This is a genomic window from Belliella baltica DSM 15883 (genome assembly GCF_000265405.1).
GTDB classification, from domain to species: Bacteria; Bacteroidota; Bacteroidia; order Cytophagales; family Cyclobacteriaceae; genus Belliella; species Belliella baltica.
Genome location: NC_018010.1, coordinates 1553827 through 1567553, shown reverse-complemented (window position 1 = coordinate 1567553; position 13727 = coordinate 1553827). Strand labels below are relative to the sequence as shown.

Sequence of the window (13727 nt, the reverse complement as noted above, 5' to 3'; positions counted from 1 at the left end):
AATCATTTGGCCACTTTAGATATCATCATTTTCATAATTTTAGCCATCGGAGCTTACAGCGGCTATCGACAAGGATTATTTATTGGAATCATATCTATAGTGGCTTTTTTTGTTGCCATCGTATTGGCCTTTCATCTGATGGATTGGGGAGCAGAGGTATTGGCTGCGAAAATCGAAAACCTCACTTTTATGTTGCCTTTTGTAGCATTTCTGATCATATTTTTGATTGTCATCATCAGCATTCGTGGTTTGGCTTTTTTGGTGAAGAAAACGATGGATTTAACCATTTTAGGTTCTTTAGACAATGTCGCAGGGTCTGTTTTGGGGATTTTGAAGACCGGGTTTATATTAAGTCTTTTGCTTTGGGTAGCCAATTCATTTGAATTTAAGGTTTCAGAAGAATGGATTGCGGAGTCGAAAGTTTATCCGATCATTCAACCCATTGCTCCATTTGTCATCACCCTCGTGGATGCTTACACTCCTATCATCAACCAAGCGGTTTCCACCATCCAAGAGCTTGTAAATACTGCCAAGAATGCTCCTCTTAATTGACAATTTTGATTCGTTTTCTCATATTTTGGCAGATTACTTTCGGCAGTCGGGTAAAGAATTGAAGATTGTCAGAAATGATGTTGATCTCAATTCTATCAAGGATGAAGAATTTGAGGGAGTCATTTTATCTCCAGGACCCGAATCTCCTGACAAGGCGGGGAATTTGATGGAAATCTTACGCTACTATCATGACAAACTCCCTATTTTGGGTGTGTGCTTAGGTCATCAGGCTATTGGAGAGTTTTTTGGAGCTGCATTAGTGAAAGGCAAAGTTCCGGTACACGGTAAGGTTCACCGAGTGAGAAAATGTGCATCCCATCCGATTTTTGATTCGCTCCCGGCAGAATTTGAGGTGACTAGATATCACTCGTTGATCTTGGAAGAACTTCCAGACTGTTTAGAAAAAATCTTGGAGACGTCTCAAGGAGAAATCATGGCCATCGCTCATCGGCACCTTCCCATCGTAGGAATTCAGTATCATCCTGAGGCGCATTTGACGGAGTTTGGTTTAGAGGTGATTAGGAATTGGGCAGGAATGAAAGGTTAAAGGATGAAGGATGATTTTTTTTGTACAAAGTACTAAGTACCAAGAAATGCAGCATTGAGAGTGAATGTTAATTCATGATTCATAATTCATCATTCTTTTTCACTTTAAATTTTTTACCACCAAGAGCACGAAAGTTGCACAAAGAGCACAATGTTTTTTTCCTCAGCGTCACTCTGTGCCCTCAGTGGTTAATAAAAACTGTGGTGGAAAACTTCATTATTCTTAATTTGTTAATTTCCGAACCTCTTCATTCGCTTTTTAGTTTTATTATCCGAATTGAATTAATATATTTAGCTTATGCAGGCATACGAATTTATCAACAATCTTATTCCCCCATTGAAAGTGACTGACAATACCAAAAAGGCTTTGGCTTGGATGGAGGAGATCCGTATCAATGTTTTGCCTGTTGTAGATGACACTCAATTCAAGGGGTTGATCACAGACGACTTGATTTACACGCTTAATGACCCCACACTTAAAGTTGGGGACATTGAAACGGAAGGAATCGCTTGTTTTGTGTACCAAGACAAGCACATTTATGATGTCCTTCGAGTAGCCTCTGAGCATCATTCTAATATGGTGGCAGTTTTGGATCGAGACCTCAAGTACCAAGGAGTAATCACGATGGAAGATGCTATTTCAGCCTTTGCTGACAGTTTTTCAATTCAATCACAAGGCGCTGTGGTGGTTTTGTCCATGTTTATGACAGACTACAGCATGTATGAAATCGCCAGAGTGATAGAATCTGAAAATGCGAAAATCCTGTCCAGCTTTATCTCAGTAGATCCGCTTGATGACAGTAAAATCAAAGTAACATTGAAATTAGACAAAACTGAGTTGAGACATATCAAAGCTACCTTAGAGCGCTTTGGATATAGAATTATTGACCATTACCAAGAAGAAAACGAACCTGACAAAGAACAGGACCGCATAGGAAATCTTTTAAGATTTTTGGACATCTAAATGACCCATCAATGAACATTGCAATTCATGGAATAGGATTTCCCAAAGAATTTGTGCCCCATATTGAGTTGTTGATTGCTAGTTTGAAATCACATAATATTCGCATCTTTTTTACAGAATCTTTTTCAAAGTCACTCAAAAAAAATCATTTGAAAATAGAGGGTTACGAACCTCTTTTACCAAAGAGCCTTATCCAAGAAATGGATTTTGTGCTTTCTGTAGGAGGCGATGGAACCCTCTTGGATACAGTCTGTTTGGTGGGTGAATATGAAATCCCCATCGTGGGAATCAACTCCGGAAGGCTGGGGTTTTTAGCCACAGTGGCAAAAGAAAACATTGATTTGGCCATTGAGGCATTGATAGCTGGTGATTTCACCATAGAAAACCGAGCATTGGTGAGCGTGCATACAGAAAAACAGATTTTCAATGGTGTGAATTTTGGATTGAATGAATTCACGATTCATAAAAGGGATACATCTTCCATGATAACCATTCATACGTATATCGACGGACAGTATCTCAACAGTTATTGGGCTGATGGATTGATTATAGCCACACCTACCGGGTCTACAGGATACTCTTTGAGTTGTGGTGGGCCATTGATCACTCCCGGAGCTCGCAATTTTGTAATCACACCGGTGAGTCCACATAATTTAAATGTGAGGCCCATCATCATTTCAGACGAATCCGAAATGAGTTTTAGAATAGAAGGTAGAGGAGAGAAATTTCTTGTTTCTTTGGATTCCAGATCGACTACGATTGATGCATCTGATGAATTGCGATTAAAAAAAGCGGATTTCTCAGCCAAGCTTGTGAAGTTTTCTAGTTATTCCTTTTTCGACACACTAAGGCAAAAGCTGAATTGGGGCTTTGATATGAGGAATTGAAAAGTCGACGGTCGACGGACGGTGGTCAATTGCTGATGTAAAAAAGATAGATACTTTCTTTTAAGTGGTTATTTTTAAGAAGCAGGAATTTCAAAATCACAGGTCATCACTTGTGACAACCAAGCTTTTAAACTTGTGAATTGGAAGTAATATTTCCATATTTGCTTGAATTGAAAATGTCTTAACATAAATTAACCCGCTAAAGACTAAACTAGGTTTTAATATCGTTTAGTACTTCATAAATTGCAACGTCTTGAAAAAAGTCAACTTTAGTCTCCTTGTATTATTCATGACACTTGGCCTCTATGGCTCAATGTCTTTTGCAGAATTAAAAGCTCAAAAATATGAATTTGGAGGGGGCTTAGGAATGGCGACTTACACAGGTGATATTGTCCGAAGGTTGGACAAAGGAAATGTTGGGATTCAAGGAACGTTATTTGGCAGACGAAATTTTGACAATGTATGGTCACTTAGGGCTGGTCTTTCTTATGGAAGAATCAGTGCCGCAGACAGCATCAATCCAATTGATCCACTTGCGGAAGTGCGCAACGCCTATTTTAAGGCAAATGTATTTGAGATCTCTGCCGTGATGGAGTATCATTTTCTGGATTATCTACATCCGCAATCGGCCTTCAGATTTTCTCCATATGGTTTCTTTGGAATAGGCTATTCGCTTATTTCTGGAAATGGTGCTTTCAATTATGATGGAGATGACGAAAGAGGCAAGTATGCAGTTTCTACTCCCATAATTCCTTTTGGTATTGGGATGAAATATAAGCTTACCAATAATTGGATTTTAGGAGCGGAAATGGGCTTTAGGCCCACCTTTAGTGACTTAGTAGATCGCTTGGACAGCAAACCTAGATTTCAAAGGAACCCTGACACGGGGCAAGTTGACCCTCCTAGTCAAGTTGGGGGTTTTTATTATGGGAACTACAGTGATAGAGACTGGTATTATTTTTTAGGCGTGACTTTGAGTTATTCGATTACTTCAGTCAAATGCTACGCTTATTAATTATTTGACCGTTAGGTTAGAATATTGGAAAAGAAATAGCATTTTTGTACCTCCAAAAAACTACCGAAATCGGTTTTGAACGGAATGAAGGAATCAATAGACAGTACAAAAATCCCTCAACACATCGCGATAATCATGGACGGCAATGGGCGTTGGGCTCAGAAAAAGGGTGCTATGAGAGTTTTTGGTCATAAGCATGCCTTGGCAGCTGTGAGAGACACCATAGAAGCTGCGGACGATTTAGGTGTAAAAATAGTGACACTCTATGCTTTTTCGACAGAAAACTGGTCTAGACCAGCGGATGAAGTGAGTGCCTTGATGGAAATCATGATCAATAGCTTTATCAGTGAACTTCCTAGGATGGTAAAAAACAATGTCCGTCTGACGGCCATTGGAGATATTCAGAGCTTACCCGAGGGGATGCAAAAAAATCTTAGAAATACAGTAGAAACCACCAAAAATAATACTGGTGTTCGAGTAAATTTAGCCTTGAGCTATAGCGGAAGGTGGGAAATTGAGCAAGCGGTAAAAAACATTGCCAAAAAAGTAGTTGATGGTCAGATGACCGTAGAAGAAATCAATCAGGAAGCGATTGCTTCCCATTTGAATACCAATGATATGCCTGATCCAGAATTGCTGATCAGGACAAGTGGAGAACTGAGAATCAGTAATTTCCTCCTTTGGCAAATGGCCTATACAGAGCTGTATTTTACAGATGTGTTGTGGCCGGATTTCAGAAAAGAGCATTTAGAGGCTGCTATTCTGGACTATCAAAAAAGAGAGCGAAGGTTTGGTAAAACCGGAACTCAGATTAAATCATAATTATTGATGAAAAAGTATTTTATTATCCTAGCTTTCCTCCTTGTGGCAGGTTCACTTCAAGCTCAGATTCGTTTGGGTCAGAGTCGCTACACCTCCTCCAAGCCGGTGGATATTTTGGAACTTAATTATTCAAAACCTCAACAGTATAGGATAGCTGAAATTAAGGCAGTGGGTTTAGCCACGCTTGATGAGATTGCGATTATTTCACTTTCTGGATTGCGCGTAGATGATAGGATCAATGTACCTGGCGATGCCATTTCTAATGCTTTGAAAAAACTTTGGGGACAGGGTATCATTGGAGATGTCAAAATTTTGGTAACCAAAATTGAAGGAGATGATATTTATCTTCTCCTAGATTTGACAGAAAGGCCGAGGTTTAGTAGGGTAGAGTTTTCTGGTGTCAACAAGACACAAGAAAGTGAATTGAAGGATAAAGTAAATATCAGAGGACGTGTAGTAAGAGATGATGTATTGAATACATCTCAGCGTAATATCCGTCAATATTTTGTGGATAAAGGTTTTCTCAATACTGAAGTCAGAGTTGTGCAGGAAAGAGATACCACTTTGCCAAATAGTGTAAAGCTAAAATTTGATGTTGATACAAAATCAAAAGTTAAAATCAATGAAGTCATTGTAGATGGGAATGAAGAGATCAGTGATAGAAAAGTAAAAGGAAAACTAAAAGGCACTAAAGAGCATCCGAGGTTGCATTTTTTCAGAGATGTGTACAGCCGATTGACCAATACAACTCCTAAATCTGCCAAAGAGGCTATCGTGTACAGAAACCCTGTTTCTGACGAAGAGGTTTTGACTTACATGAATAAAAATTTCAAACTGAATTTCTTCAATGCCTCTAAATTTGTCACGAAAGATTTTAGAGAAGATAAGACAAAGGTCATAGATTTTTATAATTCCAAAGGTTTCCGAGACGCTGAAATCCTCTCTGATACTGTTTATAAGTATTCTGAGAATACAGTTAATGTAGGCCTAAAAATTGAAGAGGGAAAGAAATACTATTATAGAAATATTGATTTTACGGGTAACTATATTTACTCAGATAGCATCTTAATGGCTAAGTTAGGAATTGAGAAAGGTGACCCCTACAATAAAGAAAAATTAAGTACAAGATTGAATTATGATCCAGCGAAGGGTGATGATATATCTTCCATTTATCAAGATGACGGATACCTATTTTTCAACATTGATCCAGTGGAGGTGAATGTACAAAATGACTCCATAGACATCGAACTTAGAATTATAGAAGGTCCTCAAGTCACGGTAAACTCTGTAACTATAGAAGGAAATGAAAGGACCTCTGACCATGTAGTGATGCGAGAGATTAGGATCTTACCTGGACAAAAATTCAATAGAAGTTTATTGGTTAGAACCATTCGGGAACTCTCACAATTAGGATATTTTGATCCTGAGAATATTGAGCCGGATATGCGTCCTAATTTTGAGGATGCTACAGTAGATATTGTCTTTAAATTAGAAGAAAGACCAAATGATCAGGTAGAATTGTCTGGTGGATGGGGAGGTTTCTTCGGTTTTGTAGGAACCGTTGGGTTGGTTTTCAATAATTTCTCTATCAAAAACATTGGTAATTTCGATAAGTGGAGACCACTTCCTGTGGGAGACGGACAGAAACTTTCCTTGAGGGTTCAGGCAAATGGTAGGTCTTTCCAAAACTACAGTGCCTCCCTTACCGAACCTTGGTTTGGAGGTAAGAAACCAAATGCACTTAGCTTAAGCTTTAACCATTCGGTACAAAGACAGATAGCATTTCCAGGGTTTGGAGGGCAATTAAATCAAAACCCATTTGGTGGTGACGGCGGATCATTTAGCATTACAGGAGCTACGCTAGGTTTGGCTAAAAGAGTCACTTGGCCTGATGATTACTTTATGATAAGTAACTCCATACAATATCAAGTTTACAATTTTGACAGGTTTGGACAGAGATTTGGTCTCACATATGATACAGGTAAATCTAATAGTATAGCTTTAAATACAACGATCACTAGAAATAATGTGGATAACCCCATCTACCCGAGAATGGGTTCTAATATCTCGTTAGCTACATCCTTTACTCCTCCATACTCTTCGCTGAATAGAAATATTAATCGAGAATCTCCTGATCAGGAAAGGTTCAAGTGGTTAGAATATCACAAGTGGATGTTTGACGCAACTTTCTACACTCCTGTATTCGGGTCTAACAAATGGGTAGTAAGTGCAAGGACACATATGGGCTTCTTAGGTTCCTATGGAAGTAGAATTGGAGTGATTCCACTGGAAAGGTTTGTGATGGGAGGAGATGGCATGAATTTCAATAACTTTGCGTTAGGACAAGAAATTATAGGTTTGAGAGGATACGAAAACCAGACTATTACTCCAGGTGCTGCGACAAGATTTGATCCAAATTCTACTCAAGGCTATGGTGGTATTGTTTATAACAAATATGTGATGGAGTTGAGATTCTTAGTTTCTCCAAATCCTTCTGCGACAATTTTCCTTCTCGGTTTTGCTGAGGCGGGGAATAACTGGGGATCCTATGCTGAATATAACCCGTACATCCTTTACAAGTCTGCGGGATTTGGTGCAAGGATATTTATGCCGGCATTCGGTCTATTGGGTATTGATTGGGGATATGGATTCGATGATGCTCCTGGAACCAATCAAAGAAGTGGACCACAATTCCACTTCACTATTGGTCAACAATTCAGATAAACATGAAAAAGGTTATCAATTTGTTACTTTTGTCAGGTATATTTTTCCTGACAATAGGTACACATCAAGTGTCCGCTCAAAAATGGGGTTATATAGATTCAGAGTATATTCTGAACAAACATCCTGACTACAAGCTTGTTCAGAATGAATTAGAAGCACTCAAAACGGAGTGGCAAAAAGAGGCACAAAATTTGGAAAGAGAAGTAAGAGAAATGCTTACAACACTCAAAGCAGAGGAAGTTTTATTGACAGAGGAGATGTATCAAGAGCGTATGGCGGCCATAGAGGCAAAGCAAAAAAGCGCCGTAGCATTCAACAATCAGGTATTTGGTATCAATGGTCAGTATTACCAAAAACAAACAGAATTGCTTCAGCCCTTGCAATCCAAAATCTTTGATGCGATCGATCGAGTAGCAAAGAGAAATGGATTGGCAGCCTTGCATGACAAAGCAGCAACTATGGGCTTGATTTATACAGATCCCCGTCATGACTACTCTGAATTTGTCTTGGAAGAATTAGGAATAGAAAACAAATAAAAAACAAATAAAAACTAAAATGATGAAAGCAAAATTTATCCTTTCAGCAATTGCAATCTTTTGCGTAGGATTCGTAGCACAGGCTCAAGATGTGAAAATTGGCTATACCAATGTAGAATTGATTATGGATTTGATGCCAGAAATGGAACAAATAGGTGCGGATATTCAAGATTATTCACAACAGTTACAGACTCAAATTCAAACTAAAAGCGCAGATTTCCAAAGACAAGTTCAGGCTTATCAGCAAGCAGCTCAAACGATGACAGAGGAAGCTAGAAACGCTAAAGAGCAGGAATTGACAAAAGTTCAGCAAGATCTTCAAAAATATCAGCAAGACTCTGAAGTTTCTTACCAAAGAAAATTGCAGGAGCTCTTAGATCCTGTTCAGACTAAGGTTTTCAATGCGATCAATGCAGTAGCAGCTGAAAACAACTATACGCATGTATTTGCAGAGTCAGCAGGTCAATCACCTATATTGCTTTACACAAGAGACGAAGACAAATTCACTGAATTAGTTCTTGCCAAATTAGGTATTGAATTACCAGAAGGTGGAGCTCCAGGACAGCAATAATTAATAGAAACAGTGTGCACCTAGCACGCATAGAAAAAGTTAAAAAGCCCCTGATTTGGGGCTTTTTTATTTTAGTAATATTTGGTTTATAAAGGAGATGGCGTCTTTGATTTTTTGTTGATCTTCTGTTGTGTTGAGGTCAAGACCACAGAAAGTTCCATTGTTTGAAACTGCGGGAAGTCCCAAATAATAGAGTGCAGCAACATTGATTGCAGATACTGCCCGAAAATCTACTGCTGTTTCTTTGATTTCTGCTTTGGCTGCCTCAAAGAGATTTTCTCCTCTACCTCTTCTCGTTTGGTGATAAATGATTTCATCAATTCATTCTCTTCAGAGACACTCCACAACATTAATTTCTGGAATTGTTTGTCTGCCAAGACGGTATCAAATTGTTTGTGTAAGTAGTAATCTACTATTTGTCTGAAGGTAAAAGGGGCATCATTGGCCATCACTTCATTTAGAACACCTACACGAGTAGACCAATAATCTTTGTGGATAAAGTAAGACTCCAATAATTTTTCAAAAGTCTCAAATCTTCTGTAGATGTAAGTTTTGTCTACACCTGATTTTTTTGCTACCGCATTGACACCAAGAGCTTAATGTCCCTTTTTTGAAAATAATTCTTCTATTGTTGCAAATAACCTTTCGTCTTTACTGTTGAATTTTTCCATATAATGTTATTTGATATTTATAATTTCATTTATTTGAATTAATGCCATGACAGCCTTATCTAGATGATCTAATTCATGATTTGCTGTTAAATTAAATCTAATTCTAGCGTCTTTTTTTGCCACTGCAGGATACATTATGGGATTGGCATGTATTCCCTTTTCTAGTAATAATTTCCCAACCAATAATGTTTTATTTATATCACCAATTTTTACAGGAATAATTGCCGAAGTCGGAGAACCAATATTAAATCCATTAGATAATAACAAATCCTTAAAATAATTAATGTTTCTCCACAATTTCATCATGTATTGAGGATTTGTTTCTATGATAATAAATTCAATATTTAACAATTCAATTAGTGTATTTCACACAATTTAAATCGTATTATTTGCATTTAAATAACTACTTTATAAACTAAGATTTTAATGAAATAAAATAATTTAAATTATATCTTGTTATTTATTTATTATTTTTTTATTTACATAGAATTTATTTGACAAGTGTTAAATAAATTATAAATAACTTATTAATCTTAAAAAAATAACAACATGAAAAAAAACTTTATTTTAGGACTTTCTTTATTAGTAATGGTTTCCTTACTCTCTATGATTAGTCAGCCTAACCTCAAAGCTCAACATACAGGACCCATTTATGAATCTTGCTTTGGTAATCAAAATGAAGTAGGCCATCATATTTATGCCGTGAAATCGAAGTTTTGTGGATCAGGGACTTGGGGTCAGGGTGAAATCTTTTGGGAAGACTGTGATCCTTACTTACAGCAATGTTGTCCAATGATGGATTTTGAACCAGAGCCTCCATGTCTTTATTAATGATGACTAATTCCAATTTAAGCCCCCAAAAATATTTGAATTTTTTTTTGGGGTTGATTTTATTTTGCAGCACAGTAGCTTGTGATAATCCTTCATCTCAAGATATTATTCTTGTTGACTTGAATACAGAGAAATTAATTAATTACTCAGATATATTTGATGACTTAAAGATCGTCCAACTTGATAATGAAGTTTTAGTTGGTGATTGTGATGATTTGCTAATAACTGATAATAGAATAATTGTTTTGGATGGTAGAATATCCAATTCGGTTCATTTTTTTGATTCCAATGGGAATTTATTAAAATCTATCGCAGCCCAAGATGGCCCAGAAGTATTTACTTCCCCAAGCACCATTTCTCTAATCAATAAAAATACAGAAGTATTAGTAACAGATGGAATGAGCTTTAATTGTTATGTCTATGATTTAAGTGGAAACTTTGTTAGACAAGTTCAGACAAATGGTTCGGTAAAGGGCTGCTTTTTTGCGACAAGTTAAAAATAGAGTTTTAACTTTATAAATAGCAAAAAAGAGTATGAAAAAGTCAAAGTTTACAGAAGCACAGATCTTGAAAGTGCTAAAAACCCAAGAGGAGGGAAAAAAGGTAAGTGAGATCTGCCGCGAGTTCGGTATTTCAGAGCCAACATTTTACAATTGGAAGAGCCGATATGGCGGAATGACATTGTCTGAGCTACAGCGCGTTAAAGAGCTGGAGGCTGAAAATGCACGCTTAAAGCGGTTAGTTGCAGATTTATCTTTAGACAACCAAGTGCTTAAAGAGATTAACTCAAAAAAGTGGTAACGTCTTATCAAAAGGAGCAATGCTTAACTTTTGTGCAAGAAGTTTTTCCTAAGTTAAGTTATGCTAAGACGTGTAAGTTGGTTAGTTGCTCAAGAACAAATAAGTATTACAAAAAAGTAATGCCTGAGAAGGATGTCGTGGTTAAAGAGGCTATTTCAAGTGTGATTGGTACGAGTCGATTAGGGCGAAGAAAAGTAATTGTAAAAGTGCAAAAGAAGTATCCGGGTATTGGAGCAGCAAAAATCAGACGTGTTTACGAAAAGGAAGGTTTTTCACTGTATAAGCGAATGAAGAAAAGACGCATTGATAATCCTGCAAATCCGATTGAAGTACCATTAGCTGCAAATGTAGAATGGGCAATGGATTTCATGTCTGATTCACTGGCAAGTGGTAAAAAGTTCAGAACACTCAATATTGTCGATCAATACAATCGAAAATGCCTAGAAATAGGCATAAACTACTCACTTCCATCAAGAAAAGTGATTGAAATCTTAGAAAGAACCATTATTGAGCACGGAAAACCTTTAGGAATTAGAACCGACAATGGACCAGAGTTTACATCGTGTTTATTTCAAATCTGGCTAGACAAAAACGATATAGAGTGGATAAAAATCCAGAAAGGGAAGCCACAACAGAACGCTATCGTTGAGCGATTTAACAGGACTTACCGCGAAGACATTCTTGATGCTAACTTATTCTTTTCATTGGATCATGTCTATGAAGTAACTCAACCCTGGAAAGAAGATTACAACCAAGAAAGACCCCACGAGTCCCTGAACTATTGTACACCAAATGAATACGCGGCATGATGTGGGTTTTTGAAGGCATAGCACTCGGAAAATGGGTAAAAAGAAAGACGTCCAACAATCGAACGCCTCCCTTTCATTTTCGTCGGTCAATTTATCCCTGATGAGTTGCTCCCCAGCAGAGCTCATTTCCGTTTCAATTGAACAGTTCAAATTTCAATTTAATCAACTATATTTACAAACTGTCGAAAAAAGCAACCACTTACCGTTCTACTTTAAGTAACACTGCTAATAACGGTGATATGATTTATACTTTTTCCTTGAATCAACATGAATGGGATAAAAAAATAGAAATTAGAAATCAGTCAACATTTGACATAAAAGACTATGTTGAAATTGAAAAGGAATTGGAATTTAAAGTGATCAATGGAAATTCCTCACAATTGACAAACAATATTGGTAATTCAAATCTATTTTTTACAGAAAAATTTCATCCTAAAATACTTGAAATCAGAGATGGGGAGGTTAAAAAGAGTTACTTTTTCAACTTTCAAAAATCTAATTTAAATTATACTAAAGGGGAAGCCTATCAAATGATGGATATTTATAGGCAAGTTAAAAATGAAAACTTAAATTCTCTCACTGGAAATCTTGTAGCAATTGAAGATAATTTATTATGATTATCCGCTACTTTGCCAGTAGGGTTGGATAGAAGCAATAATAAGTCGGTCAAAGAGTCTTTCTCCAAAGTATCTTCGGTTTAGTTTGTAGCAAAACTCGTCGATGTAGTTCTGAAGCCTTCTTTCTGATATCATTTTATACTTTCTAAGATCACTTTTGAGGTTACTGATTGCTGTATGAGCCCATTTAAGGTTGAATCTACCCTCTTTTGTTGAAGATAATTCAGTGACATGAACATCCACGAAGTCTTCAAACTTAGCGTAAGTGGTACTGTCATCGGTTTGAAGAACAGCATCTTTATTGATGAAGTCTTTAATCAGTTTCTCTGCCGTTTTGGCCTTTAAGTCCTCTATTTTCTTCATCTTGAAGTATCGGCAGCTTTTGGATAACTTCTTTGTTTTAGGATCCTCCAGAATGGTTGATTCAGCCATCACAGCAACTGTGGACTTCTGCTGGGTTCCTCGGCCCCGATTGAGAGACTTCTTTTTCTCTGCTGCGGTTGCCTTGGTGATGTAAGCTTCATCATATTCTACCATGTCTTCCAGTTTATATTCATCATCCCGCTTACCCATGATTACACGAATCTTATGGCATAAATCAAAGACGGTTTGGTAGCGACTAAACCCCATTTGTCGCTGGAGTTCAAGAGCGGTAAACCCCTGCTTAGTGGCACTAAAGAAGGTCATGGCCATCAACCACTTACGGAGTGACAAGTTGCTGTTTTCCATCACAGTCCCACTTTTCAAACTGGTACGGAATCCGCAACTTTTGCATTGAAACATACTTTTACTGTGGAGCCAATAGTGCTCTTTTTCCTCGCACTTTTTGCAAACCACGCCTTCCTGCTCTCGTTTAGCTTTGAAAAAGCTAATACAGGATTCTTCATCTGGAAAGCGCTCTTCAAACTTCAAAATATTCATGGTCAGAACCTTTGTTTTGACCAAGTAACCTCTCTTTAGCTTGATTACCAATCGATTGTCACCAACTGTCAGTATATAATTTGGCTACTGGCAGAATTACGTATATTCATATAATTTATTTTTAGATTTTGTCTATAGTGGAGATCCCTATATCAGAACTCTATTTTTTAATACGATATCAAAAGAATGTGTGATACTAGAAGGATTTATAAACGATATGGATGTAGTTATGAGAAATAGAAGAAGTCTTTTCAAATTTCCTGTCAGAAATAAATATTTGGCATATGCATACCATCCCTTTGATATTCAAGAAGCATTAAACCTTTTGGACAATGGTATTACGAATACTTATATCAATCAAGTAAAATCATTAGATTTGAGCAAAGATTCTAATCCTGTGATTTTCATATATTCTATAAAAGATGAGATTAAAATTAGAATGTGATTTGATTTTCTGTTA

18 protein-coding genes are annotated in these 13727 nt (G+C 37.1%); 15 read left to right on the top strand and 3 right to left on the bottom strand.

Going from position 1 to position 13727, the window contains the following annotated elements:
* The first annotated feature begins 6 nt into the window (after positions 1 to 6).
* The 9 genes from BELBA_RS07240 (at position 7) to BELBA_RS07200 (ending at position 8617) form a co-directional block, all read left to right on the top strand.
* Positions 7 to 552, top strand: a complete 546-nt coding sequence (locus BELBA_RS07240; RefSeq protein ID WP_014772081.1) for a CvpA family protein — start codon at positions 7 to 9, stop codon at positions 550 to 552.
* The gene (locus BELBA_RS07235) at positions 536 to 1099 is read left to right on the top strand and encodes an anthranilate synthase component II (protein ID WP_014772080.1); all 564 of its coding nucleotides are present in this window, start codon (positions 536 to 538) and stop codon (positions 1097 to 1099) included. Before BELBA_RS07240 ends, BELBA_RS07235 begins: the two co-directional genes overlap by 17 nt.
* Positions 1100 to 1396: 297 nt before the next feature.
* A complete protein-coding gene (locus tag BELBA_RS07230) occupies positions 1397 to 2062 on the top strand; it encodes a CBS domain-containing protein (protein ID WP_014772079.1) in 666 nt (221 codons plus the stop codon).
* Between the two features lie 11 nt (positions 2063 to 2073).
* Positions 2074 to 2949 carry an NAD kinase gene (locus tag BELBA_RS07225; protein ID WP_014772078.1) on the top strand — a complete coding sequence of 292 codons (876 nt, stop codon included), beginning with the start codon at positions 2074 to 2076 and terminating at the stop codon, positions 2947 to 2949.
* Positions 2950 to 3202: 253 nt separating this feature from the next.
* A complete protein-coding gene (porG, locus tag BELBA_RS07220; protein WP_014772077.1) occupies positions 3203 to 3964 on the top strand; it encodes a type IX secretion system protein PorG in 762 nt (253 codons plus the stop codon).
* An 84-nt stretch (positions 3965 to 4048) separates the two neighbouring features.
* Complete coding sequence (locus BELBA_RS07215; RefSeq protein WP_014772076.1) at positions 4049 to 4786, top strand: undecaprenyl pyrophosphate synthase; 738 nt, start codon at positions 4049 to 4051, stop codon at positions 4784 to 4786.
* A 6-nt stretch (positions 4787 to 4792) separates the two neighbouring features.
* Positions 4793 to 7510, top strand: a complete 2718-nt coding sequence (locus BELBA_RS07210; protein ID WP_014772075.1) for a BamA/OMP85 family outer membrane protein — start codon at positions 4793 to 4795, stop codon at positions 7508 to 7510.
* 2 nt (positions 7511 to 7512) lie between these two features.
* On the top strand, positions 7513 to 8046 hold the full coding sequence (locus BELBA_RS07205) for an OmpH/Skp family outer membrane protein (protein ID WP_014772074.1): 534 nt from the start codon (positions 7513 to 7515) through the stop codon (positions 8044 to 8046).
* A 19-nt stretch (positions 8047 to 8065) separates the two neighbouring features.
* On the top strand, positions 8066 to 8617 hold the full coding sequence (locus tag BELBA_RS07200) for an OmpH/Skp family outer membrane protein (protein ID WP_041779273.1): 552 nt from the start codon (positions 8066 to 8068) through the stop codon (positions 8615 to 8617).
* 230 nt (positions 8618 to 8847) lie between these two features.
* Here BELBA_RS07200 and BELBA_RS07195 read toward each other — a convergent pair whose 3' ends face one another.
* Together BELBA_RS07195 and BELBA_RS07190 are read right to left on the bottom strand one after the other, a co-directional pair.
* Positions 8848 to 9129, bottom strand: coding sequence for a hypothetical protein (locus BELBA_RS07195; protein WP_041779272.1), 282 nt, complete (start codon positions 9127 to 9129; stop codon positions 8848 to 8850).
* A gap of 165 nt (positions 9130 to 9294) precedes the next feature.
* Positions 9295 to 9639, bottom strand: a complete 345-nt coding sequence (locus BELBA_RS07190) for an aminotransferase class I/II-fold pyridoxal phosphate-dependent enzyme (protein ID WP_280956332.1) — start codon at positions 9637 to 9639, stop codon at positions 9295 to 9297.
* A 198-nt stretch (positions 9640 to 9837) separates the two neighbouring features.
* Here BELBA_RS07190 and BELBA_RS07185 point away from each other — a divergent pair, with 198 nt between their 5' ends.
* From BELBA_RS07185 to BELBA_RS07165, 5 genes are all read left to right on the top strand, one after another.
* The gene (locus tag BELBA_RS07185) at positions 9838 to 10119 is read left to right on the top strand and encodes a hypothetical protein (RefSeq protein WP_014772072.1); all 282 of its coding nucleotides are present in this window, start codon (positions 9838 to 9840) and stop codon (positions 10117 to 10119) included.
* Positions 10107 to 10616, top strand: a complete 510-nt coding sequence (locus BELBA_RS07180; RefSeq protein WP_041779270.1) for a 6-bladed beta-propeller — start codon at positions 10107 to 10109, stop codon at positions 10614 to 10616. The genes BELBA_RS07185 and BELBA_RS07180 overlap by 13 nt, the downstream gene beginning before the upstream one ends.
* 37 nt (positions 10617 to 10653) lie before the next feature.
* Positions 10654 to 10920, top strand: a complete 267-nt coding sequence (locus BELBA_RS07175) for a transposase (RefSeq protein WP_014771625.1) — start codon at positions 10654 to 10656, stop codon at positions 10918 to 10920.
* A gap of 32 nt (positions 10921 to 10952) precedes the next feature.
* The gene (locus BELBA_RS07170; protein ID WP_041779522.1) at positions 10953 to 11729 is read left to right on the top strand and encodes an IS3 family transposase; all 777 of its coding nucleotides are present in this window, start codon (positions 10953 to 10955) and stop codon (positions 11727 to 11729) included.
* 239 nt (positions 11730 to 11968) lie between these two features.
* The gene (locus tag BELBA_RS07165; RefSeq protein WP_014772070.1) at positions 11969 to 12346 is read left to right on the top strand and encodes a hypothetical protein; all 378 of its coding nucleotides are present in this window, start codon (positions 11969 to 11971) and stop codon (positions 12344 to 12346) included.
* Here the strand turns inward: BELBA_RS07165 and BELBA_RS07160 are convergent, their stop codons facing one another.
* Positions 12347 to 13267 (bottom strand): IS1595-like element ISBeba3 family transposase, encoded by a 921-nt coding sequence (locus tag BELBA_RS07160; RefSeq protein WP_014772069.1) that lies wholly within the window; start codon positions 13265 to 13267, stop codon positions 12347 to 12349.
* A 217-nt stretch (positions 13268 to 13484) separates the two neighbouring features.
* Here BELBA_RS07160 and BELBA_RS07155 point away from each other — a divergent pair, with 217 nt between their 5' ends.
* A complete protein-coding gene (locus tag BELBA_RS07155; RefSeq protein WP_014772068.1) occupies positions 13485 to 13712 on the top strand; it encodes a hypothetical protein in 228 nt (75 codons plus the stop codon).
* The last annotated feature ends 15 nt before the right edge of the window (positions 13713 to 13727 follow it).

Excerpts from the sequence above, each read along its gene's own strand:
- BELBA_RS07235 (WP_014772080.1), top strand. The coding sequence starts at position 536 with ATGCTCCTCTTAATTGACAATTTTGATTCGTTTTCTCATATTTTGGCA.
- BELBA_RS07230 (WP_014772079.1), top strand. The coding sequence starts at position 1,397 with ATGCAGGCATACGAATTTATCAACAATCTTATTCCCCCATTGAAAGTG.
- BELBA_RS07225 (WP_014772078.1), top strand. The coding sequence starts at position 2,074 with ATGAACATTGCAATTCATGGAATAGGATTTCCCAAAGAATTTGTGCCC.
- BELBA_RS07215 (WP_014772076.1), top strand. The coding sequence starts at position 4,049 with ATGAAGGAATCAATAGACAGTACAAAAATCCCTCAACACATCGCGATA.
- BELBA_RS07210 (WP_014772075.1), top strand. The coding sequence starts at position 4,793 with ATGAAAAAGTATTTTATTATCCTAGCTTTCCTCCTTGTGGCAGGTTCA.
- BELBA_RS07205 (WP_014772074.1), top strand. The coding sequence starts at position 7,513 with ATGAAAAAGGTTATCAATTTGTTACTTTTGTCAGGTATATTTTTCCTG.
- BELBA_RS07200 (WP_041779273.1), top strand. The coding sequence starts at position 8,066 with ATGATGAAAGCAAAATTTATCCTTTCAGCAATTGCAATCTTTTGCGTA.
- BELBA_RS07185 (WP_014772072.1), top strand. The coding sequence starts at position 9,838 with ATGAAAAAAAACTTTATTTTAGGACTTTCTTTATTAGTAATGGTTTCC.
- BELBA_RS07180 (WP_041779270.1), top strand. The coding sequence starts at position 10,107 with ATGTCTTTATTAATGATGACTAATTCCAATTTAAGCCCCCAAAAATAT.
- BELBA_RS07175 (WP_014771625.1), top strand. The coding sequence starts at position 10,654 with ATGAAAAAGTCAAAGTTTACAGAAGCACAGATCTTGAAAGTGCTAAAA.
- BELBA_RS07165 (WP_014772070.1), top strand. The coding sequence starts at position 11,969 with ATGATTTATACTTTTTCCTTGAATCAACATGAATGGGATAAAAAAATA.
- BELBA_RS07160 (WP_014772069.1), bottom strand. The coding sequence starts at position 13,267 with ATGAATATTTTGAAGTTTGAAGAGCGCTTTCCAGATGAAGAATCCTGT.
- BELBA_RS07155 (WP_014772068.1), top strand. The coding sequence starts at position 13,485 with ATGGATGTAGTTATGAGAAATAGAAGAAGTCTTTTCAAATTTCCTGTC.